The organism is Enterococcus sp. DIV0174, assembly GCF_050529065.1.
Classification (GTDB): Bacteria; Bacillota; Bacilli; order Lactobacillales; family Enterococcaceae; genus Enterococcus_B; species Enterococcus_B thailandicus.
Map to the genome: position 1 here is coordinate 864,768 of NZ_CP172881.1, position 21,048 is coordinate 885,815.

A 21,048-nucleotide genomic window follows, 5' to 3' on the forward strand; every position below is an offset into this window, starting at 1 on the left:
TCAATAAGATAACACCACAGTGTGGTGGCGATAGCGAGAAGGATACACCTGTAACCATGCCGAACACAGAAGTTAAGCTTCTTAGCGCCGATTGTAGTGAGGGGTTGCCCCTTGTGAGAGTAGGACGTCGCCACGCTGGTGTTATTCCGGCATAGCTCAGTTGGTAGTAGCGCATGACTGTTAATCATGATGTCGTAGGTTCGAGTCCTACTGCCGGAGTTCTCAATTTGAGAAAAGAGTAATGAGCTTCTTTCACTCTGGAGAGTTGTCCGAGAGGCCGAAGGAGCATGATTGGAAATCATGTAGATGGTGAACGCTGTCTCAAGGGTTCGAATCCCTTACTCTCCGTTAGTAATATATCTGGCCCGTTGGTCAAGCGGTTAAGACACCGCCCTTTCACGGCGGTAACACGGGTTCGAATCCCGTACGGGTCATACAATTGAATTTGGAGGTTTAGCTCAGCTGGGAGAGCATCTGCCTTACAAGCAGAGGGTCAGCGGTTCGATCCCGTTAACCTCCATAATGAACTGGTTCCGTGGTGTAGGGGTTAACATGCCTGCCTGTCACGCAGGAGATCGCGGGTTCGATTCCCGTCGGGACCGTCATTATTTATTCAATTGATGTAATTTCATATGGCGCGGTAGCTCAGTTGGTAGAGCAACGGATTGAAGCTCCGTGTGTCGGCAGTTCGATTCTGTCCCGCGCCACCATGGAGGAGTAGCGAAGTGGCTAAACGCGACGGACTGTAAATCCGTTCCTTAGGGTTCAGTGGTTCGAATCCACTCTCCTCCATTTTATTAATAGGGGTATAGTTTAAAGGTAGAACAGCGGTCTCCAAAACCGTTAGTGTGGGTTCAATTCCTGCTACCCCTGCCATGGCGGATGTGGCGAAGTGGTTAACGCACCGGATTGTGGCTCCGGCACTCGTGGGTTCGATTCCCATCATTCGCCCTTTTTTATTGGGGTATAGCCAAGCGGTAAGGCAAGGGACTTTGACTCCCTCATGCGTTGGTTCGAATCCAGCTACCCCAGTTCTATAAATTTTATAGATTGATAATCGTATAATGGCGGTATAGCCAAGTGGTAAGGCAGAGGTCTGCAAAACCTTCATCACCGGTTCAAATCCGGTTACCGCCTTAGTACAATTTATCGAAATGCCGGCGTGGCGGAATTGGCAGACGCGCTGGACTCAAAATCCAGTGCCCGTTGAGGGCGTGCCGGTTCGACCCCGGCCGCCGGTATTACTAAGATGTTTTCATCTTAGTTTTTTACTGGGGAATTAAATAACATATGTATGATGGCGGATGTGGCGAAGTGGTTAACGCACCGGATTGTGGCTCCGGCACTCGTGGGTTCGATTCCCATCATTCGCCCTTTTTTATTGGGGTATAGCCAAGCGGTAAGGCAAGGGACTTTGACTCCCTCATGCGTTGGTTCGAATCCAGCTACCCCAGTTCATTTTAAAATAAGTTTTAATATGCCGGCGTGGCGGAATTGGCAGACGCGCTGGACTCAAAATCCAGTGACCGCGAGGTCGTGCCGGTTCGACCCCGGCCGCCGGTATCAATGAAACACCAACATAAAAAATATGTTGGTGTTTTTTTATAGAAAATATTTATTTATTATATTTAATGAAATAAAGACATCTAGGACAAAATTATCCTAAAAAAAGCCTAAAATTCGTTTTTGAAAACGCGGATTTTAGTTTTTTTTAATTGAAGGATTCGTTAAGAACAACTGTATCTTTAGTGTTGCCAGTCTCTTTTTTGCATTATAAGTTATTTACCCATGCTTTAGCTGATTCTAGTTCTGCCATTGTTAACTCATGACCTTGATTTGAAGAATAGACATAAGTGAGGCTACCGTTACTTTCAAAAGCATTAGCTAGTTCATCAAAAGATTCTTTTGAAACGATTGGATCCCCATTGCCATAAGAAAGCCAGACTGTTTTATCTTTACCGTCAATCGAGTGATTCTTTACACCCAGTGACATAGGATGAAAAAAGATTCCCTTAGATAGTCCGTGTTCTCTTTCTAGTAATAGGTGCGTAGCAATGTTTGCTCCGTTAGAGTAACCAAGTAGTATCCAGTCTTCTAACGGAATATTTTTTTCTACACTAATTTCTTTAATTTGCTTTAATAAGTTATCTGTTTCTTCTTCTAAATTTTTGAGATCGAATTGGTTGAGTCCATGTCGCTTAAAGAAACGGTTCATTCCATTTTCTTGGATATTTCCGCGAAACGATAAAACTGAGCTATCTGGATCAATAAATCTCGCAAGTTCGAGTAAAGAATGTTCATCTCCGCCTGTACCATGCAGTAAAATAAATTTTGCTGCATTTTTTGTTCCTTGTTCAAAAATGTAGTTCATATTGCTCACCTCGAGTTGTTCTTATTTTTGTTAACGTTGCATGTTCGCATCGCTAGTATCAAAAGGTCTAACGATCTCTTCGATGGCCAAACGTTTTTCTTCAAAAGCAGGTGGTAAAGAAAGCTTTTCCCCTGCATGGTTTTTCTCTTCATCTTCAAAGAAACCAGGACCGTCTGTTGCCAATTCAAAAAGCACATGTGAAGAGGCTAAAAAATATTCAGATTGAAAATAAAAACGATCAATAAAACCAGAATCAGGCAATTCTACTTGCTGAATTTGTTGAATCCAGTAGCGCAAAGCTTGCTTATCAGCAACTCGGAGTGCAAGGTGATGAATATTTCCAAAACCTTCGATTGCATCAGGTAAATCATTACGAACTTCAACAATAATGGTTGCGCCGTTACCTCCTTCGCCAACTTCAAATTGATGGAAATTTCCTTCTTTAGCAGTTTCATGAAATCCAAGTAATGTTTTGAGAATTTGTTCAATATTTTCTAGTCGGCTGACTCGAACAAAAACTGGTCCAAGTCCGATAAGTGCAAATTGAGTAGGGACATTGCTTTTTGTCCAAGGCACACCAGCAGCAACTCCATGATTTTGTTGATCTGAAATCAATTGATAGGATTGATTATCAAAGTCTTCGAATTCTAAATATTTTTTACCAAAACGTTCCTTAATATCTGAATGAGCAACTTGATACTCTGATAAACGTTCATGCCAAAAATTTAAGGCAGAGTCGTCAGGAACACGGAAAGAAACGCGAGAAATACTATTTGTTCCTTTAGAACCTTTAGATTGATAAGGAAAATCAAAAAAAGTCATGTCTGTTCCAGGTGCGCCATTTTCATCGGTAAAATATAAATGATACGTCTCGATATCATCTTGATTAACTGTTTTCTTTGCCAAACGCAAGCCCAAAACATCAGTAAAAAAACGATAAATTTTGGTTGCGCTGGAAGTCATAGCTGTAACATGATGTAAGCCTCTAATTTGTGTGTCCATAATTGTTCCTCCAAGAAACGCTTACAAAAAGTAAGTTTGATTTTCACTAGTATAGTAAGAATCTGCAGATAATGCAATTATTCTGTCCTTTTAGCAAAAGAAAAAAAACGGTACCCAGCTTGGGTCCGTTTTTAGTTTGATTGAACATCTAAGATCGAATAGCTACGTACATCAAAACGATTCCGACTTGTTGAATATTCAATTGGTTGACCATCTTTTAAGTAAACAATTTGTTGAACTTCTAAAATAGGGTCAGTTGCAGAACAATTCAAGTATTCTTGATCAAATTCTGTGCTTTTATCTGCAGAAATTGTTCGGTAGGCACCAGCAAAGAAAATATTTAACGACTGATGTAAATAATCATAGATAGAAGATAGCAAATGCTCTTGTTTTAAACCAGGAACCAGATGGATAGGCATATAGGTATGCTCTAATATATATGGTTCATTTTCTAAAATTCGTAATCGTTGAATATTGTAGACAGGTTGTTCAGGCTGAATCATTAAATGTTCTTGTATTTGTTCATTTGGAAATTCAACGTCGAACTGGATAACTTGACTAGCTAATGACTGCTGACGTCGCGCCATCTGATGACTAAGCCCCTCGTATTCATTGGCTGGAGAAGTATCTTTTTTGAAAAAAGGATGGTTCAAAACTTTTGTTCCAGAACCTCTCTGGGAATAGACGAGACCTTCCATTGCGAGAATATTGATTGCTTTTTTGATTGTCATACGACTAGCATCAAATTCTTTGACTAGGTCAGTTTGATTTGGTAAAAAACTATCTGGTGGGTATTTTTTTGAGCGAATACGATCTCTTAATGTGTTCGCTATATCTTCATATTTTGGCACGACATTCACCTCTCTTTGAGTATAGCGAAAGTTGGAACAACGAACAACTACTAGAAGAAAGAAGTGAAAAGAAAAAGACCAAATCCATTAGACACTATCCAATGCTTTGGTCTTAATTTTGTTGTTTTAAATATCAGTCACGGGTTGTTTATCTAAAACTTTCAGGAACGGATACCAAATTAGTCCAACAATAATGAAATCAATCACTTGTAAAAGACCACCCAACCATGAATTAGTTGCAAGAATACCACTAGCGACGATTGGGACAGTCCATGGCACAGAAACACCGGTTGGAGGAGGAACGATTCCAGCTGCCATTACTAAATAGTTCAATGTGGTCACAACAAGTGGTGCAATCACCCAAGGTATTAAAATTGTTGCATTCAAAACAATTGGTAAGCCAAAAATTGCTGGTTCATTGACATTAAAAATACCAGGTGCAAGGGCAAGTCGGCCAACGTCACGGTACTGTTTTTTCTTTAAGAAGAAAGCCATAATCAAAACTACGGCCAAAGTCATTCCAGATCCACCAAGTCCAACAGTAAATGTTTCCATAAAAGGTTTTGTAATAATGTGCGGAAGGTCTTTACCAGCTTGATAAGCTTCTAAGTTATCTAACATTAAAGTATTCCAAATTGGATCCATTACTGAGTTGACGATGATTTGTCCATGAAGCCCGAAGAACCATAAAAATTGAACAAAAAATAAAGCGAGTAAAGTTGCTGGCAAGCTACTACCAAGTCCTGTTAAAGGTTTTTGGATTACTTCGTAAACAACATCGTGTAAGTTAGTATTGAACATACCAGTCACAAGTGCGTTGATAAATAAAAAGACTGTTAATGTTACAACAGCAGGAATCAAAGCAGCAAAAGATTTCGTAACTGCAGGTGGCACACCATCAGGCATTTTGATTTGCCAGCCACGTTTTGTAATACGACAATAGATTTCCGCTGCTAAGAAGGCAGCAATCATGCCAATAAACATTCCTTTGGCGCCAAGTCGATCAAGTGTAAGTACACCGGAAACTTCCTCGCCACCAGCTGTAGTCATAACAAACGGAGTAAGAATCAAAAAGCTAGCAAAAGAAACAGCTCCACCAAAAATACCTTCAACGTCATAAGATTTAGATAAATAATAGCCAATACCAAAAGTAACAAATACTGACATGATACTCATTGTTGCATTTTGTCCATTTCCAAAGAGAGTAGATAAAGTTCCTTTGGTCGCATCATTGAAAAATGGAAGATTATTGATAACTACAACAATTGAACCAAACATTGTTAATGGAAAAGAAAGCATGAAAGCATCACGTAAAACGGTCAAGTAACGATTTTGCCCTAAGAGATTGGCTAAGGGCATGATTTTTTCGGAAAGTTTGTCCATAAATCCATTCATATTTTTCACCTCTGAGTTTTTTGCAATCGATTACAAACAAAATATAGCATCGATTTATGTAAATGTCTAGTCATTTGTATAAAAAGTGTTGATTTTTATTTATTCCTCAGATAAGATAGCGTTATCAACTAAAAAGCGAGGACCTTTAAAATGAAAAAATATAACTTTCCAAATAACTTTTGGTGGGGATCTGCTGCAAGCGGCCCACAAACAGAAGGACGCATTGCTGGAGACGGCAAAGGTGAAAACATTTGGGATTATTGGTATACAAATGAACCAGAAAAATTTTTTAATGAGGTTGGCCCAGATAAAACATCACAGGTTTATACAAAATACAAAGAAGACATCCAATTGATGAAAGAAACAGGCCATAATTCATTTAGAACATCTATTCAATGGAGTCGATTAATTCCAAAGGGAACAGGAGAGATTAATCAAACTGCGGTCACTTTTTATCGAGAATATTTTCAGGGATTACGAGAAAATGGTATTGAACCATTTGTAAACTTATATCATTTTGATATGCCCTTAGCTTTGCAAGAAAAAGGTGGTTGGCTCAATCGAGAAACAGTGGATGCATATGCGAACTATGCTAAAACCTGTTTTGAGCTATTTGGAGATATTGTTAAAATCTGGTTTACGCATAATGAACCAATCGTACCTGTTGAGGGAGGGTATTTGTATCAGTTTCATTTTCCAAACCATATTAATTTGAAGGAAGCAATTCAAGTTGGTTATCATGAAAATATTGCGAGTGCTAAGGCAATTCAAGCTTATCATCAACTGAATCAATCAGGAGAAATCGGGATTATTTTAAACTTGACACCAAGCTATCCAAAGGATAATGGCAATCCAGAAGATGTCAAAGCAGCAAAAATTGCGGATGCGTTTTTTAATCGTTCCTTTTTGGATCCGGCTGTCAAAGGAGAATTTCCAGAAGATCTAGTTACAATTATTAAAGAATTAAACTTGCTTCCCGAAATTGTTCCAGGGGATCTAACATTGATAAAAGACAATACTGTTGATTTGTTAGGAATCAATTATTATCAACCACGACGGATCAAAGCAAAAGAAACACCGTTGGTCAATGTAGTATCACCAATGCCAGAAGACTTCTTTGATAATTATGAAATGCCAGGTAGAAAAATGAATCCCTATCGTGGTTGGGAAATTTACGAAAAGGGAATCTATGATATTTTAACGAATACGCGAGAAAACTATGGTAATATCAAATGTTTCATTTCAGAAAACGGTATGGGCGTCGAAGGAGAAGAACGATTTGTTAATGAGTTTGGTATAATTGAAGATGATTATCGTATCAAATTTGTTAAAGATCATTTGAAATATGTTCATCAAGCAATTGAAGAAGGAGCAAATTGTGTCGGCTATCATATGTGGACGTGCATGGATAATTGGTCATGGACAAATGCATATAAGAATCGTTACGGCTTCATTTCTGTTGATTTAGATAAAGAAGGGGCGCGTACCATCAAGAAATCTGGTCATTGGTTTAAACAAGTAGCTGATGATCATGGATTTGATTGATTAACCAAGCAATGAAGTAAATTATGAATGTGAAAGGCTGGAGGAAATGTCAAAATTTTTCTCCAGTTTAATTTTTTGGTAGGGTATCATTTCACTTCTGGGAATATTCGCAGTAGACTAATAGTAGAACGAATGAGAAAGAAGTGGAGAACATGCGAAATAAAGTAAAAAGTTCATGTACAACAATTTTAGTTGGTAAAAAGGCGAGCATCGATGGTTCAACAATGATTGCTCGAAATGAAGACAGTGAGAAAGCAATCGAACCTAAACGTTTTATCGTTGTTCAACCGGAATCTCAACCTAAAATTTATGAGTCTAAGATTAGTCATGTATCAATTCCCTTACCTGAAAATCCTTTGCGATACACAGCCACACCAAATGCAGATGATTCAATCGGAATTTGGGGTGAAGCAGGAATCAATCAAGCAAATGTAGCGATGACAGCAACGGAAACAATTACTTCGAATTCACGAATTTTAGGTGTTGATCCATATGTAGAAAATGGAATTGGTGAAGAAGATCTATTAACGATTGTCTTACCTTATATCTCCAGTGCCCGCGAAGGAGTTACACGACTAGGTCAGTTATTAGAAGAATATGGAACTTACGAGCCTAATGCCCTTGCGTTTTCAGATAATGACGAAATCTGGTACTTTGAAACAATCGGCGGGCATCATTGGGCAGCAATCAAGATTCCTGATGAAGCGTATGTCATTGCACCAAACCGAATGAATATTGATACTTTTGAGGTGGATTCAGAAAATACAATGTGCTCTGAAGATTTAGTTGAATTAATCGAAAACAATCACTTGAATCCTAATCCAGAGGAAGCACTTAATTTGCGCCACATTTTTGGGAGTGCCACAATCAAAGATCATCATTATAATAATCCACGTGCTTGGTATGGCCAAAAATATTTCACTCCAGAAATCGTGCAAGATCCAATGGATGATGATTTGCCGTTCATTTGCTATGCAAATCGAAAAATATCAGTTGAAGAGATTAAATTTGTTTTGAGTTCACATTATCAAGATACTGTATTTGATGCGTACGGCGTGGGAACAGATCAGCAAAAGAAAAGCTTCCGTCCAATTGGCATCAATCGCAATATTCAATGTCATATTTTACAATTGCGAAATGATGTTCCTAAATCAATCTCCGGTATTCAATGGCTAGCATTTGGGCCTAATACATTTAATGTGTTGGTTCCTTTTTATACCAATGTTGAACAAACACCTGCACGTTATTCTGACACGTCGACTAGTTTTGATTTTAATCATCCGTATTGGTTATTCTGCATGGCAGCATTGATTGGGGATTATGACTATGACCGCTTTACGGATATTTATGCTGACTATGAACAAGAAAGTATGGCTTCTTTTAGAAATAAACAGTTGCTAGCTGATGCACAAGCAACAAAGGATTTTAGCACCGACTATTTAGAAGAAATCAACCAACAACTTGCGGAAGAATGCTACAATCGAACGGTTGCGTTGCTAGGTCAAATGGTTGAAAAGGGAGCAACACAAATGACTTTGCGTTTTGATTTAGGTGATTAAATAGGACCACATTGGTTGTCCCTAGAAAAAAACAGTGATAAACTAAAGAAAAAGGAGGCGTTTACAATGACGGACACATATCAAAATATTTTAGTTGCAATTGATGGCTCAGAAAAAGCAGAAAAGGCATTTCTTGAAGCCATTGCGATTGCAAAACGAAACCAAGCAACTTTGCACATCTTATATGTTAATGAAGTAACAGGGAATTATTTTGGTGATTTTGCGTTTGTAACAACTAATTTACAAGCAGAGCTCGATGAAGTAGCAGAAAATCAAATGAAAGCTCATCGAAATTTAGCAATTGAAAAAGGGTGGACAGATATTGAAACGTATATCCTTTACGGCTATCCTAAGACACTTATTGCTAACTTCAATGAGTCAAAGGAACCAATCGACTTGATTATTATGGGGTCAACGGGATTAAATGCAGTGGAACGTGTTTTGGTAGGCTCGACTACTGCATACGTGGTGAACCATGCGTCATGCAATGTGTTAGTAGTAAAATAAATAAAGAGTAAAAAAAGCAATCAACAACAAGTGACGAAGGTGAGCCAATCAGTGGCTTCACAATAAGATACGTCAATTTGCTGGATTGCTTTTTTATTTCGTCGTTTTTATAAAATTGGTGATAGTAGTCGGGAAATTTGTTGTTTGAATAACAGCCAAGTCGACATTTCTTTGACTGTCTCTGTTGTCATAGCAGAACAGTTTTCTTCATCTTCAAGAAACTTGTTCGAAAGTTGCTCTAAAAATTTATGATCATAAATGACTGCACTGGTTTCAAAGTTTAAACGATAGCTACGGATGTCTTGGTTGGCGGAACCAACCATGCAGATTTCATCGTCCATAATCAATGTTTTTGCGTGTAAAAAACCAGCTTCATAAACTAGAATTTCAATGTTTTCCTTAATCAATTGTCGTGCATAATATTGTGTAGCACGGTAAATGAATGGATGATCGGGTTTATTTGGAATCATGATTTTAACATGGACACCTGAAGCAGCAGCAATTTTTAATGCAGCAATCACACTCTCATCAAGAACGAGATAAGGTGTTTGAATCCAAATTCGCTTTTTGGCTGAAGTAATCAGTTTGATAAAAGCTAACTTGATTTGTTCGCGTTCATTATTTGGGCCACTTGAAACTAATTGAATGTCAGCGTTACCATGTTGTTCATTATTTTCGTCAACTTTCTTAAAGAAATAATCCAAATGATAGCCAACTTTTTTTTCTTCTGAAACGGAAACGTTCCAGTCCATTAAAAAGCGAAGTTGAAGCAGTGAAGCAGCAGCACCGAAAATTCGAATATGAGTATCGCGCCAATAACCAAATTTCTTGGTTGTGTAGACATACTGATCGGCAATGTTGAAGCCACCAGTATACCCAATTTTTCCATCGATTACGACGATTTTTCGATGGTCATGGTAATTTAAACGAAAACGAAGCAGGGCTTCTTGAGAAGTTAGAAAGGTTTGAGCTTCTCCACCATTAGCGATTAGTTGGTTAAAATCTTTTGCTTTTGTACCGTGTGAGCCAAACGCATCATAAAGTAGGCGAACTTGAACTCCTTGCGTTGCTTTTTTTTCTAATAAACGCAAAATCTGATTGCCAATCTCATCAGTTACAAATGCATAATACTCAATATGGATAGAATGTTGGGCTTCTTCAATATCTTTTAGTAAAGAGGTTAGCTTTTCTTGTCCATCAGTGAGTAATGTAAGTCCGTTTTTTCGAGTTAAAGGCATCTGATTCAAGGATGAGAAAAAGTCAACATAGGTTTGTTTTTCGATTTCATTTGTTTGAGAATCATAGTGCTCGATGGTATCATCACGAAAATTTTGAAAATTCTCTAGTTCCTTTAAGTCGCTTTGTCGTAAATAGAATTTTTTCTTGTCTGTTAAACCGCGTCCAAAAAATAAATATAGAACAAATCCAACAATAGGTAATGCAAACAGAACAAGTAGCCAAGCCCAAATTGCTGCGACATCACGTGGCTTGATTAAAATAGTTATCAATGCAAAAACGGCATTAATTAAATAAATTGCTGAAACAATAAATCCTACCAAATAATTATCCTCCTTTATTTCAATAGTGTTAGTATAACATGAGTCGAAAAATAAACCTATGTGGGAGAACTGCCTTCAATCAACGAAAACCTAGTGAATTAGTTGAATAAACTGAATAAAATAGTTGCTTTTTGTCATTTAATACGATAGGATATTAGTACAGTTGAATATCTCCTTAGGGGAGTAACCGGCAACAAATCGTTGCGATAATATCAACAGTAAGTTAACCAATTGGTTTTCTGGTATTGTATGAAATGGTGAGACCTAAGACAAATGTTGATTTGTCTTGGGTCTCTTTTTTTTCAGTCAAATAATACTAGGAGCAAAAAGATTAAATGGGGGATGAAATTTGGAAAACAAAGAACAAGCACAACGAGTGATTTATCAAGAACCAATTGATTCGTTGATGCAGCAAACAAACAGCTCAAATAATGGTTTGAGCACGACGCTTGCAAAAGAAAAACTGGAAAAAGACGGACTAAATCAATTGAAAGAAGCACCGAAAAAGCCGACTTGGAAGTTGTTCTTAGAAACATTCAAAGATGCGATGGTAATTGTGTTACTGATTGTTGCGCTTATTCAAATGATCATGGGCGAATATGTTGAGTTCTTCGTTATTTTTGCGGTATTGATGCTTAACTCGGTTATCAGTGTGGTCCAAGCGAAAAAAGCAGAAGGTTCATTAGAAGCATTAAAAAATCTTTCAGCACCCGACGCTCGCGTCATTCGTGATGGCAAAGAGAAAACAGTGCCAGCAAAAGAATTAGTAGTTGGCGATTTAGTATTACTGGAAGCAGGAGATTACGTTCCAGCTGACGGTCGTTTATTAGAAGCTGGCTCATTACAAGTAGATGAAGGTATGTTGACAGGTGAATCGACTGCAGCTGAAAAAGAAGTTGTTGAAATTACAAATACTGTTCCAGTTGGTGATCGTGTAAATATGGTTTTTAGTGGAACCATTGTGACATATGGTCGTGGTAAATTCTTAGTTACTTCAACTGCAAATAACACTGAGATTGGTCAAGTTGCTGGTTTGTTGGAAAGTACAACAGAGCAAGCAACGCCATTACAACGTGGATTAGATAAATTTAGTAAGAAGTTAAGTTTAGCAATTCTTGCTTTGTCATTGCTGATTTTAGGCATCCAGTTATTACGTATTTTCCTTGGTGAAGGTACAGGTGACTTAACTGCTGATATTGTTAATGCGGTGATGTTTGCTGTTGCCGTTGCTGTTGCTGCGATTCCAGAAGCGTTGCAGTCAATCGTTACAATCGTGTTATCTTTAGGAACAAATAAGATGGCCAAACGTCATGCGATTATTCGTAAGTTACCGGCAGTAGAAACATTAGGTTCGACAAGTATTATCTGTACCGATAAAACAGGTACTTTGACTCAAAATAAAATGACGGTTGTTGATTATTACTTAGCAAATGGCAATTCCGGAGACTTTACAGACAATCCAGAAAAATGGTCTGATGATGAACGTCGCTTGATTGAAATCTCTGTGTTAGCAAACGATGCGTCAATCAGTGAAGACGGAACAAAACTAGGTGATCCAACTGAGGTTGCCTTTATTGATTTTAGTGAAAAATTAAATCAACCTTATCAAGAAATCCGTTCAAACTTTCCTCGTGAAGCAGAACTGCCATTTGATTCAGATCGTAAATTGATGTCAACTGCACATACATTTGACAATGAAAAATATTTGTTGGTTAAAGGTGGACCAGACATCGTCTTTAACCGTAGTAAAAAAGTCTTGTTGAATGGTGAAGTTGTACCAATGACAGATGAATTGATGACCAATTTCCAAAATCAAAACGAAGCCTTTTCTAATCGTGCTTTACGTGTGTTGGCTTTCGCTTATCGTCCAATCGATAACTTAGACTTAACTTTTGATGATGAAAATGATCTGATTTTAGTCGGAATCTTAGCAATGATTGATCCTCCAAGAGAAGAAGTAACACAAGCTGTTGAAGAAGCTCGTAGCGCGGGAATCAAAACAGTGATGATTACTGGGGACCATAAAACAACAGCTGTTGCAATTGCAAAAGAAATCGGTATTTTTGAAGAAGGAAACCAAGCATTAACTGGTACAGAACTAGATGCTTTATCAGAAGATGAGTTGATGAATATCTTAGAAAACGTGACCGTTTACGCACGTGTTTCTCCTGAAAATAAAATTCGAATTGTTCGCGCTTGGCAAGCGAAGGGGCATATTTCTGCAATGACTGGTGATGGTGTCAACGATGCTCCTGCATTGAAACAAGCAGACATTGGGATTGCTATGGGAACTGGTACGGATGTTGCCAAAGATGCAGCGGCAATGGTCTTAACAGATGATAACTTTGCTTCAATTGTTAGTGCAGTAGAAGTTGGACGTAATGTGTTTGACAATATCAAAAAAGCTGTTGCTTATCTATTTGCTGGAAACTTAGGTGCCATCATTGCAATCATCTTTGCATTGGTTGCTGATTGGTCAAATCCATTCACAGCATTGCAGCTGCTCTTCATCAACTTAGTAAATGACTCTTTACCTGCAATTGCTTTAGGAACAGAAAAAGCAGAACCTGCAACAATGAGTCGCCCACCGAGAGATCCAAATACAGGGATCTTTACAGGTAGAACATTGGTTTCAGTGACTTATCGTGGGATCTTGATTGGGATTGCGGTTATCTTTGCACAATGGTTAGGGATGCAGCATTCACCTGAATTTGGTGTAGCAATGTCATTTACAACATTGATTTGGTGTCGTACGTTACAAACATTCCCTGCACGTTCAAATACGCAAACAGCAATTCAAGCAGGCTTCTTTGCCAATAAAGTTGTCTTGATTGCAGTAGTTGTATGTAGTGCTTTGTTTAGCTTAACAATGATCCCGGGACTAAAAGAAGTCTTTTCTATTCCAACAGCTTTTGGCATATCAGAAATCTTGATTTGTTTAGGGATTGCTTTTGTAACCATTCTTTTAATGGAAATCACAAAACTAATTATTGTTCATGTTCAAAATGGAAAAGAAAAAGAATAAACAAGTGATTAGTCATAGAGTAGTTAGCTAGAAAAACAAAAAGAAGTGTGCTAAGTGATTGGCATACTTCTTTTTTGAAATTAAGGGTGAAAGAAATGAATGAAGAAGCATGGGACGAATTTGCAGAAGAATACTACGCAGTTCAAGAAGAGTCACAAGTGCCAATCGTTGCGGACATCGTAGACTTTTTATACAAGGAATCTGTACTGCCCGCAGAATCACTAGCAGATGTTGCCGGTGGATCAGGTCGTTATCTACCATTACTTGCTGAACAGGTTGCTAAGTATGAGTTAATTGATTTTTCAGCGTCAATGTTACGATACGCGCAACAAAAAGCAAAACGTTCTGGAGCAGAAAATGTGGTGTTCAAGAAACAAACTTTTGCTAAGTTTTTGGATTCTAAAGAGCAGTACGAGGTGATTTTTTCAGCGGCAAATCCAGCTTTTACTCAAACAACACAAGTTGAAAAACTGATGAAGAAAGCGAAAAAATGGTGTGTCATGGTACGAGTAATCCAATCAGAAGATGATCTTTTCACAGTTATAGATGACGAATTAGGTATAGCAGTGAGAGATCCAAACACCACACCCTTCATTAGTAACCAAATAGAAAAATTTTTACAGAGTAAAGAAATTCCAGTTAAGAAACAAGATTTTACTTATCAGATCAAAGAGACGATTTCACGAGAGCTGTTAACTGAATATTATGAAGCAGAGATGACAGCTGAGCTGAAAGAAAAAATTTCACAGTTATTTAGCCAAAAAGCTGAACAAATCAGTACAACGACAGTAACGTATCGCGTGCTTCTGTGGCAGATACGGGATTAGTCCTCAAAAAATTAGTGAGAATGAATAGTACTTTTTGTAATCAGAATAAAAGATAATTGATTATTTTAGCGTATCCGCATGATTGAATACAAAACTGCCCCGTACCAATTTTTTGTTGATTGGTACGGGGCAGTTGCTTTTTATTCTGCTTCTTTATAGTAACGGATATCATTTTCTACTTTATAAATTGAGAATGGTACGTCACTGTTATATGCTGCATGTTGGCCATGTTCTGGCAGAGTTTCACTAAATATTTGTTCATATTCTACTACAGAAACTTGTTGGCGGTTATCAAATAAAGCTTGATGGTCTTCTTTATCTAGAAAATCTTGGTAATTTTCTTCTAAAATTCCCGTGAAGAATTCACTTACTGCTCCAGAACCATAACTAAATAGTCCAACGCGATCACCAGCTTGCAAAGCAGATGAATTTTCAAGTAAGGAAATCAAGCCAAGGTAAAGAGAACCAGTATATAAATTGCCAACACGACGACTGTATTGGATACTTTCATCATAACGAGTCAGCAAACGTGATTGATTTGCTTCATCTGTTTCATCTAGAACACTTTGCAACGCTTTTTTCCCCATTTTTGTATAAGGGATGTGGAAGCATAATGCTGGATAGTCTTCTAAGGTCAAACCAGTTTGTTTTTTATGTTGTTGCCAAACTTTTTGGAAAGCTTCGATGTATGTCGCATTTGATAATGGACCATCAACAACAGGAAATTCACTATAATCTGGGCGCCAAAAATCATAGATATCTTCTGTTAAAAAGACACTGTCATTTTCAATTGAAAGAATTCTTGGATTGGCAGTGACCATCATCGCTACAGCTCCGACCCCTTGAGTAACTTCTCCGCCAGTTGCTAAACCATAGCGAGCAATGTCACTAGCGATCACTAAAACTTTTCGTTCAGGATGATTGCGGACATATTCCTTTGCCATATGTAAAGCAGCGGTCCCTCCATAACAAGCTTCCTTTACTTCAAATGAACGAGCAAATGGTTGGATTTTTAATAAATGATGAATAATGACGGCACTGGCTTTTGAATGGTCAACACCAGATTCTGTTCCAACGATGACCATGTCGATTTGTTCACGGTCTTCAGCTGTAACTAATTTACTAGCAGCATTCGCTCCTAAAGTGATGATGTCTTCTGTTGCGCGGTTAACCGCCATTTGATCTTGTCCAATACCAATATGATATTTGGCAGGATCATCTCCACGACTCTCAGCTAGCTCTGTCATGTCTAAATATAAATTTGGAATAAAAAAGGAAAGACGATCAATCCCGATTTTCATTTCAACACCTCTTCACTCATAATTAAAACTTACTTTAATAAAGTATCACAAAATGTTTAAAAGAAATATAAAAAAGATAATATTTAAGGATTGTTAAAATTTTCAAGCGGAAAAAACTGTCGATAGTAGTGAGCTATTTGTTTTTACTTGAAAGAATGTTATATTTTTGTAGGAGGTGGCTTACTTGAAAGAAGTCGTAATTATAGATGCTGCAAGAACCCCTATAGGTAAATACCGTGGGAGCTTGAGCCGTTTTTCTGCTGTCGAATTAGGAACTTTGACTACGAAAGAATTATTGAAAAAAACTGGTATCAACAAAGAACAAATTGACCAAGTCATTTTTGGAAATGTTTTGCAAGCCGGTAATGGCCAAAATGTTGCTAGACAAATTTCAATCAACAGTGGGATTCCTACAAGTGTCCCCGCGATGACAGTCAATGAAGTATGTGGTTCAGGAATGAAAGCAGTTATTTTAGCACGCCAATTGATTCAATTAGGTGAAGCACAAGTCGTTATCGCTGGTGGGACGGAAAGTATGTCCAGAGCACCTTTGCTTCAACCTTATGAATCTGAAACAAATAGTTATGGTGAACCAATTTCAAGCATGGTCAATGATGGATTAACCGATGCTTTTTCAAATACGCATATGGGATTAACAGCTGAAAATGTTGCCCAACACTATCACATTACTAGAAAAGAACAAGATGAATATGCACTTGCTTCACAACTTAAAGCAGCTAAAGCAACAGAAGCAGGCGTTTTTAAGGAAGAAATTATTCCAATTGAAGTTGAAGAAATGCACTGGTTAGCAACAGATGAATCTGTTCGCGGAAACAGTACGGTAGAAAAATTAGGAACATTGCGTACCGTATTTGCTGAGGATGGAACAGTAACGGCAGGAAATGCCTCGCCATTAAATGATGGAGCCTCTGTATTAATTTTGGCTTCAAAAGAATATGCTATCGCAAATGATCTTCCTTATTTGGCGACAATCAAAGCAGTAGCGGAAGTCGGTATCGACCCATCAATGATGGGCATTGCGCCAATTACTGCCATTAATCATTTGATGGCTAAAACGGATATTCCTTTAGAAGAAATTGGTTTATTTGAAATCAACGAGGCCTTTGCAGCTTCTTCATTTGTTGTGAATCAGGAACTTCAGTTGGAAAGTGACAAAGTCAATATTTATGGCGGTAGCATTGCTTTAGGCCATCCAATCGGTGCAAGTGGTGCTCGAATCTTGACAACTTTAGGCTATGGGCTATTAAGAGAAGAAGAACGCTATGGTGTCGCTTCATTATGCATTGGTGGTGGTCTAGGATTAGCGATGTTACTTGAAGCAAATCTAGAATGGAATGAAGAACAATTTTTACAAAAAAAAAAGTTCTATCAGTTGACGCCAGCACAACGTCGAAATCAATTAGTTGAAGAAGGTGAGCTAACAGAAAACACTGCTGACCTGCTTGCTCAACAAACATTACCCGAAGAAATAGCGAATCACTTGATTGAAAATCAAATCAGTGAAGTTGAAATTCCCTTAGGAGTTGCACAGCATTTTAAAATTAATGGGATTAAAAAATGGATTCCAATGGCTACAGAAGAACCCTCAGTGATTGCAGCAGCCAGTAATGGTGCAAAATTATGTGGAGATATCAAGGCAGAAACACCACAACGATTGATGCGTGGGCAAATTGTTTTAGCTGGTCAACAAGCGTATCAGGACATCATTCAAGCACTTGAAGAACGCAGAGAAGAATTGATTCTGTGCGCAAATGACAGCTATCCATCCATTGTTAAACGTGGTGGAGGAGTTCGTGAAATCGCAAGTCGCGAATTTCAGGGAGAAGACCAAGCTTACTTATCAATTGATTTTTTGATTGATGTGAAAGATGCGATGGGTGCCAATATTGTTAATGCTATTCTAGAAGGTGTGGCGACAAAACTTCGTGAATGGTTTCCAGAAAGAGAAATTTTGTTTAGTATTTTAAGTAATTTAGCCACTGAGTCTTTGGCAACCGCTCATTGTATTATTCCATTTGAGCGGTTAGCTGCTGATCGTCAAATGGGTGAACAAATTGCTAAAAAAATCCAACAAGCTGCAGAATATGCTAAATTAGATCCTTACCGTGCAGCAACGCATAACAAAGGAATCATGAACGGAATCGATGCAGTTATTTTAGCAACAGGTAACGATACTCGCGCAACGGGCGCAGCTATCCATGCCTATGCTGCTAAAAATGGCCACTACGAAGGCTTGACACAATGGCGTGTAACTGAGGATGGTTTGGTTGGAGAAATCACATTGCCGTTAGCTGTGGCAAGTGTTGGTGGTGCATCAAAGGTATTACCAAAAGCTGCAGCGTCTTTTGAGCTACTAAACGTCGATTCTGCAAAAGAACTTGCACAACTAATTGCAGCCGTTGGTTTGGCTCAAAATCTGGCTGCGTTACGTGCGTTAGTAACTGACGGTATCCAAAAAGGACACATGGCACTTCAAGCAAGAACATTAGCGATGACTGTTGGTGCAAAAGGAGCCGAAATCGAGCAAGTTGCGCAAGCACTAAGAAGTAAAGCAAAAATGAACCAAGAAATTGCGAAAGAAATATTACTTGATGTTCAGCAAGCAACATAAAATCAATTGAATAAACTATTTTTGATAGATAGGCAAAAACTGGGGCAAATTTATGGTCTCAGTTTTTTTGCTTTTTAATATCTTAAGATAGATTGTATTTTTTATAACATTATATTATTTTCTTTGAAACACTGTCATTACTTAAGTTATCGTTTTTTTAATTAAATGTATAGATGATAAAATAAAAAAGTAACAAAAATAAATATGAAGGAGAGAATCTATGAGAAAGAAAGTATGGCAGATGTTGTTCGTAGGAATAATTTTTTTGGGATGTATAGTACCAGCAATAACGGTAAATGCTGAGATGAGTGATTTTTATTGGGAAGGTCGAGCAAAAAATAGATACTGGATGAATGAACTTAAAGATAATACACGCCTTTCAGAGCTGTCAATTCCAGGAACACACGATTCAGCAACACATGCTATCAAAGACACTGTGGGACTGGGGTATGTGAAGACACAAAGTATTGATATCACGAGACAATTGAATAATGGAATCCGCTTTTTAGATGCGCGTGTGTGTGAAACAAATGGTTCTTTTGCGATGCATCATGGTAGTTTTTATTTGAATCAAATGTTTGGCGATGTTTTGAATCAAGTAACGAGTTTTCTTACAAAAAATCCAAGTGAAGTTGTTTATATGCGTCTGAAGCAAGAAAATAGTTCAGTAAACGATCAGATATTCAATCAAGTTTTAAATGAAAAATACCTAAAAAATAGTTGTTGGAAAGATTTTTTTTATTACGGAAATAGTAATCCAACTTTGGGCGAAACGAGAGGGAAAATCGTCATTTTACGCAATTTTTTGGGAAATAGTGTTGGAATCTCCTATCCAAGTCAATTTGATATTCAAGATTATTGGGAGCCAGTGAATCCCGAAGATAAACGCTGGGCAATTGAGCAACAATTGGTAAAATCCACAAAGAGTGGAGGAACAGATAATATTAAATATATTAATTATTTAAGTGCATCAAATTTCTTTTATCAAATTAAAGGCTTTGCAGGAAAAATGAATCCATTCGTTGTAGATTATATTCGTAATAACCAAGTGAAACATGCAGGGATCGTAATAGCTGATTATCCGAGCAGTGAGTTAGTGAATAGTGTTATTGATTTAAATCAACGGCTTTTAAAAAATCCAGAGAACTATGGAGTATACGATAGCTCGATTGTAACAATCCAAACTTTACTGGATACAAATAAAATTGTCGACTGGAACCAAGCCAACGATTTGGGTATTATTTATCCAAATAAAAACGGAAGTAACCAAAAATGGCAAATGTGGTACGATTCAAATACAAAAGCCTATCGCATACATACATATGACTATGGTCACCTTGCACTAAGACAAGCAACTACCCCTTATAATACATCACGATATAATGTTGTGATTGAAGGTGCGGACGACAGTAACAGGGGATTATGGCAACTTATTCCAGCAGGAGAACATGGCAAGAACAAGGTATACTACTTGAAAAATTGTGCAAGTAATCTTTACCTAGATGTAAAAAACAGTGTTCATAATCAATCCGGTGAGTTGATTACTTACCCGTATACAGGAAAAACAAATCAAAAATTTGTGATAAATGTAATCAGATAAGAAAAGATGACACCCATGTCTGTCCTTCCGTTAGATTTTTTGTCTAACGGAAGGGCCATACGCATGGATGTCATCTTTTTTATTATTAGCGATTAACAATTGGCATTGCCGCAAATTGCTCAATTAATGGTACAAGCGTTAATTTCACTTTATACTTTCTTTCAAGTGCTTTTTCAACTGTAAACTCGTTTTCAGAAGTCATTGAGATTTCAGCTAATTGGCGTGGCTCATCTGCTGTTTTTTCAAAAACGATTGCAGCATCTGCTGTTTTTTCAACATAGAATTTTGGATATTCTGCAACAGCGGCTGCAAACTGATCAAAGGTTAAGTTAGAAGTTGTTGCTGGTGCTTCCTCAGTGACAGGTTCTGCGTTGACTTCTTCAGTTGCAACTGATTTTTCTGTTTTTTCTTCTTTCACTTCAGCAACAGGGGCGACTGGAGTTGAAACAACTTCTGCAGTTGGTTCATCGTTTTTCATTCGTTGATCGTTCCAATAAGAAACAATTTCAATCAACAAGTTATCACGAAAACGTTCAAAGATATCTTGTTCACCAGAACGAATGCGTTTTAACACACTCGTAAAGTTCTCATCAATTGGTACGTTAATACGAGTTGATTCGTTTGAATTTCCAGCCAAACCAATTGTTAAAATTTGACGATTCTTTGGATCAAGCATTACTTGTAAAGGTAAGCCGTAACGACGTAAACTTTCTTCTTCTAATGAATTGAATAGTTGACTTCTAATTCCATCTAAAGAGGGACGAAATTGATTTAATAATTTTTGTTTTTGTTTTTTCTTCATATTTTTGATTTCTCTCCTTCACTCATACCTTATCGATTATAAGAAAAATTTTGCCAATTGAAAAGGATTTAA

14 protein-coding genes, 15 tRNA genes and 1 rRNA gene are annotated in these 21,048 nt (G+C 37.6%); 23 read left to right on the forward strand and 7 right to left on the reverse strand.

All coding sequences use genetic code 11. The features are described from left to right. Window positions 1-20 precede the first annotated feature (20 nt). The 16 genes from rrf (at window position 21) to IGJ93_RS04330 (ending at window position 1,563) form a co-directional block, all read left to right on the forward strand. A 5S ribosomal RNA gene (rrf, locus tag IGJ93_RS04255) occupies window positions 21-136 on the forward strand. Between the two features lie 9 nt (window positions 137-145). Further along, a tRNA-Asn gene (locus tag IGJ93_RS04260) sits at window positions 146-219 on the forward strand. Window positions 220-259: 40 nt separating this feature from the next. After that, window positions 260-348: transfer RNA gene (locus IGJ93_RS04265), tRNA-Ser, on the forward strand. A gap of 14 nt (window positions 349-362) precedes the next feature. Further along, window positions 363-434, forward strand: a tRNA-Glu gene (locus IGJ93_RS04270). Window positions 435-447: 13 nt separating this feature from the next. After that, a tRNA-Val gene (locus tag IGJ93_RS04275) sits at window positions 448-520 on the forward strand. A gap of 9 nt (window positions 521-529) precedes the next feature. After that, window positions 530-602 (forward strand) — tRNA-Asp (locus IGJ93_RS04280). 32 nt (window positions 603-634) lie between these two features. Then, window positions 635-710, forward strand: a tRNA-Phe gene (locus IGJ93_RS04285). A gap of 1 nt (window position 711) precedes the next feature. After that, window positions 712-792, forward strand: a tRNA-Tyr gene (locus IGJ93_RS04290). 10 nt (window positions 793-802) lie between these two features. Further along, a tRNA-Trp gene (locus tag IGJ93_RS04295) sits at window positions 803-876 on the forward strand. Window positions 877-878: 2 nt separating this feature from the next. Further along, window positions 879-951 (forward strand) — tRNA-His (locus IGJ93_RS04300). Between the two features lie 9 nt (window positions 952-960). Continuing rightward, window positions 961-1,032: transfer RNA gene (locus IGJ93_RS04305), tRNA-Gln, on the forward strand. 34 nt (window positions 1,033-1,066) lie between these two features. Then, window positions 1,067-1,137, forward strand: a tRNA-Cys gene (locus IGJ93_RS04310). Between the two features lie 19 nt (window positions 1,138-1,156). Continuing rightward, window positions 1,157-1,241: transfer RNA gene (locus tag IGJ93_RS04315), tRNA-Leu, on the forward strand. A gap of 59 nt (window positions 1,242-1,300) precedes the next feature. Then, a tRNA-His gene (locus IGJ93_RS04320) sits at window positions 1,301-1,373 on the forward strand. Between the two features lie 9 nt (window positions 1,374-1,382). Next, a tRNA-Gln gene (locus tag IGJ93_RS04325) sits at window positions 1,383-1,454 on the forward strand. A 25-nt stretch (window positions 1,455-1,479) separates the two neighbouring features. Beyond that, window positions 1,480-1,563: transfer RNA gene (locus IGJ93_RS04330), tRNA-Leu, on the forward strand. 208 nt (window positions 1,564-1,771) lie between these two features. Here IGJ93_RS04330 and IGJ93_RS04335 read toward each other — a convergent pair. The 4 genes from IGJ93_RS04335 to celB form a co-directional block, all read right to left on the reverse strand. Then, window positions 1,772-2,371, reverse strand: a complete 600-nt coding sequence (locus IGJ93_RS04335) for an alpha/beta hydrolase (RefSeq protein WP_067484767.1) — start codon at window positions 2,369-2,371, stop codon at window positions 1,772-1,774. Window positions 2,372-2,401: 30 nt separating this feature from the next. Next, window positions 2,402-3,373, reverse strand: a complete 972-nt coding sequence (locus IGJ93_RS04340; RefSeq protein ID WP_095803508.1) for a ring-cleaving dioxygenase — start codon at window positions 3,371-3,373, stop codon at window positions 2,402-2,404. Window positions 3,374-3,504: 131 nt separating this feature from the next. Then, window positions 3,505-4,224, reverse strand: coding sequence for a GntR family transcriptional regulator (locus IGJ93_RS04345; RefSeq protein WP_067484773.1), 720 nt, complete (start codon window positions 4,222-4,224; stop codon window positions 3,505-3,507). Window positions 4,225-4,350: 126 nt separating this feature from the next. After that, complete coding sequence (gene celB, locus IGJ93_RS04350) at window positions 4,351-5,619, reverse strand: PTS cellobiose transporter subunit IIC (protein WP_067484776.1); 1,269 nt, start codon at window positions 5,617-5,619, stop codon at window positions 4,351-4,353. Between the two features lie 150 nt (window positions 5,620-5,769). On the opposite strand from celB, the gene IGJ93_RS04355 reads away from it, so the two are divergent. From IGJ93_RS04355 to IGJ93_RS04365, 3 genes are all read left to right on the forward strand, one after another. Next, on the forward strand, window positions 5,770-7,164 hold the full coding sequence (locus tag IGJ93_RS04355; protein ID WP_086271066.1) for a glycoside hydrolase family 1 protein: 1,395 nt from the start codon (window positions 5,770-5,772) through the stop codon (window positions 7,162-7,164). A 152-nt stretch (window positions 7,165-7,316) separates the two neighbouring features. Beyond that, entirely contained in the window at window positions 7,317-8,723 is a 1,407-nt protein-coding gene (locus tag IGJ93_RS04360) for a C69 family dipeptidase (RefSeq protein WP_067484782.1), read from the forward strand. Between the two features lie 66 nt (window positions 8,724-8,789). Then, on the forward strand, window positions 8,790-9,230 hold the full coding sequence (locus tag IGJ93_RS04365) for a universal stress protein (protein ID WP_067484785.1): 441 nt from the start codon (window positions 8,790-8,792) through the stop codon (window positions 9,228-9,230). 107 nt (window positions 9,231-9,337) lie between these two features. Here IGJ93_RS04365 and cls read toward each other — a convergent pair whose 3' ends face one another. Further along, entirely contained in the window at window positions 9,338-10,789 is a 1,452-nt protein-coding gene (gene cls / locus IGJ93_RS04370) for a cardiolipin synthase (RefSeq protein ID WP_086271065.1), read from the reverse strand. 349 nt (window positions 10,790-11,138) lie between these two features. Between cls and IGJ93_RS04375 the strand changes: the two genes are divergently transcribed. Continuing rightward, a complete protein-coding gene (locus IGJ93_RS04375) occupies window positions 11,139-13,814 on the forward strand; it encodes a cation-translocating P-type ATPase (RefSeq protein ID WP_430597014.1) in 2,676 nt (891 codons plus the stop codon). A gap of 95 nt (window positions 13,815-13,909) precedes the next feature. Further along, window positions 13,910-14,641 (forward strand): class I SAM-dependent methyltransferase, encoded by a 732-nt coding sequence (locus IGJ93_RS04380; protein WP_067484794.1) that lies wholly within the window; start codon window positions 13,910-13,912, stop codon window positions 14,639-14,641. Window positions 14,642-14,781: 140 nt separating this feature from the next. Here IGJ93_RS04380 and IGJ93_RS04385 read toward each other — a convergent pair whose 3' ends face one another. Next, window positions 14,782-15,942, reverse strand: a complete 1,161-nt coding sequence (locus tag IGJ93_RS04385) for a hydroxymethylglutaryl-CoA synthase (RefSeq protein ID WP_067484797.1) — start codon at window positions 15,940-15,942, stop codon at window positions 14,782-14,784. Window positions 15,943-16,126: 184 nt separating this feature from the next. On the opposite strand from IGJ93_RS04385, the gene IGJ93_RS04390 reads away from it, so the two are divergent. Further along, on the forward strand, window positions 16,127-18,574 hold the full coding sequence (locus IGJ93_RS04390) for a hydroxymethylglutaryl-CoA reductase, degradative (protein WP_430597015.1): 2,448 nt from the start codon (window positions 16,127-16,129) through the stop codon (window positions 18,572-18,574). A 220-nt stretch (window positions 18,575-18,794) separates the two neighbouring features. After that, window positions 18,795-20,174: a phosphatidylinositol-specific phospholipase C domain-containing protein gene (locus IGJ93_RS04395; protein ID WP_285701292.1), complete on the forward strand. Its 1,380-nt coding sequence runs from the start codon at window positions 18,795-18,797 to the stop codon at window positions 20,172-20,174. An 85-nt stretch (window positions 20,175-20,259) separates the two neighbouring features. Here the strand turns inward: IGJ93_RS04395 and IGJ93_RS04400 are convergent, their stop codons facing one another. After that, window positions 20,260-20,976: a hypothetical protein gene (locus IGJ93_RS04400; protein ID WP_071869050.1), complete on the reverse strand. Its 717-nt coding sequence runs from the start codon at window positions 20,974-20,976 to the stop codon at window positions 20,260-20,262. Window positions 20,977-21,048 lie beyond the last annotated feature (72 nt).

Bases quoted from the DNA above. Each gene is read 5' to 3' on its own strand.
- IGJ93_RS04335 (WP_067484767.1), bottom strand. From the start codon at position 2,371: ATGAACTACATTTTTGAACAAGGAACAAAAAATGCAGCAAAATTTATT.
- IGJ93_RS04340 (WP_095803508.1), bottom strand. From the start codon at position 3,373: ATGGACACACAAATTAGAGGCTTACATCATGTTACAGCTATGACTTCC.
- celB (WP_067484776.1), bottom strand. From the start codon at position 5,619: ATGAATGGATTTATGGACAAACTTTCCGAAAAAATCATGCCCTTAGCC.
- IGJ93_RS04355 (WP_086271066.1), top strand. From the start codon at position 5,770: ATGAAAAAATATAACTTTCCAAATAACTTTTGGTGGGGATCTGCTGCA.
- IGJ93_RS04360 (WP_067484782.1), top strand. From the start codon at position 7,317: ATGCGAAATAAAGTAAAAAGTTCATGTACAACAATTTTAGTTGGTAAA.
- IGJ93_RS04365 (WP_067484785.1), top strand. From the start codon at position 8,790: ATGACGGACACATATCAAAATATTTTAGTTGCAATTGATGGCTCAGAA.
- IGJ93_RS04380 (WP_067484794.1), top strand. From the start codon at position 13,910: ATGAATGAAGAAGCATGGGACGAATTTGCAGAAGAATACTACGCAGTT.
- IGJ93_RS04385 (WP_067484797.1), bottom strand. From the start codon at position 15,942: ATGAAAATCGGGATTGATCGTCTTTCCTTTTTTATTCCAAATTTATAT.
- IGJ93_RS04395 (WP_285701292.1), top strand. From the start codon at position 18,795: ATGAGAAAGAAAGTATGGCAGATGTTGTTCGTAGGAATAATTTTTTTG.
- IGJ93_RS04400 (WP_071869050.1), bottom strand. From the start codon at position 20,976: ATGAAGAAAAAACAAAAACAAAAATTATTAAATCAATTTCGTCCCTCT.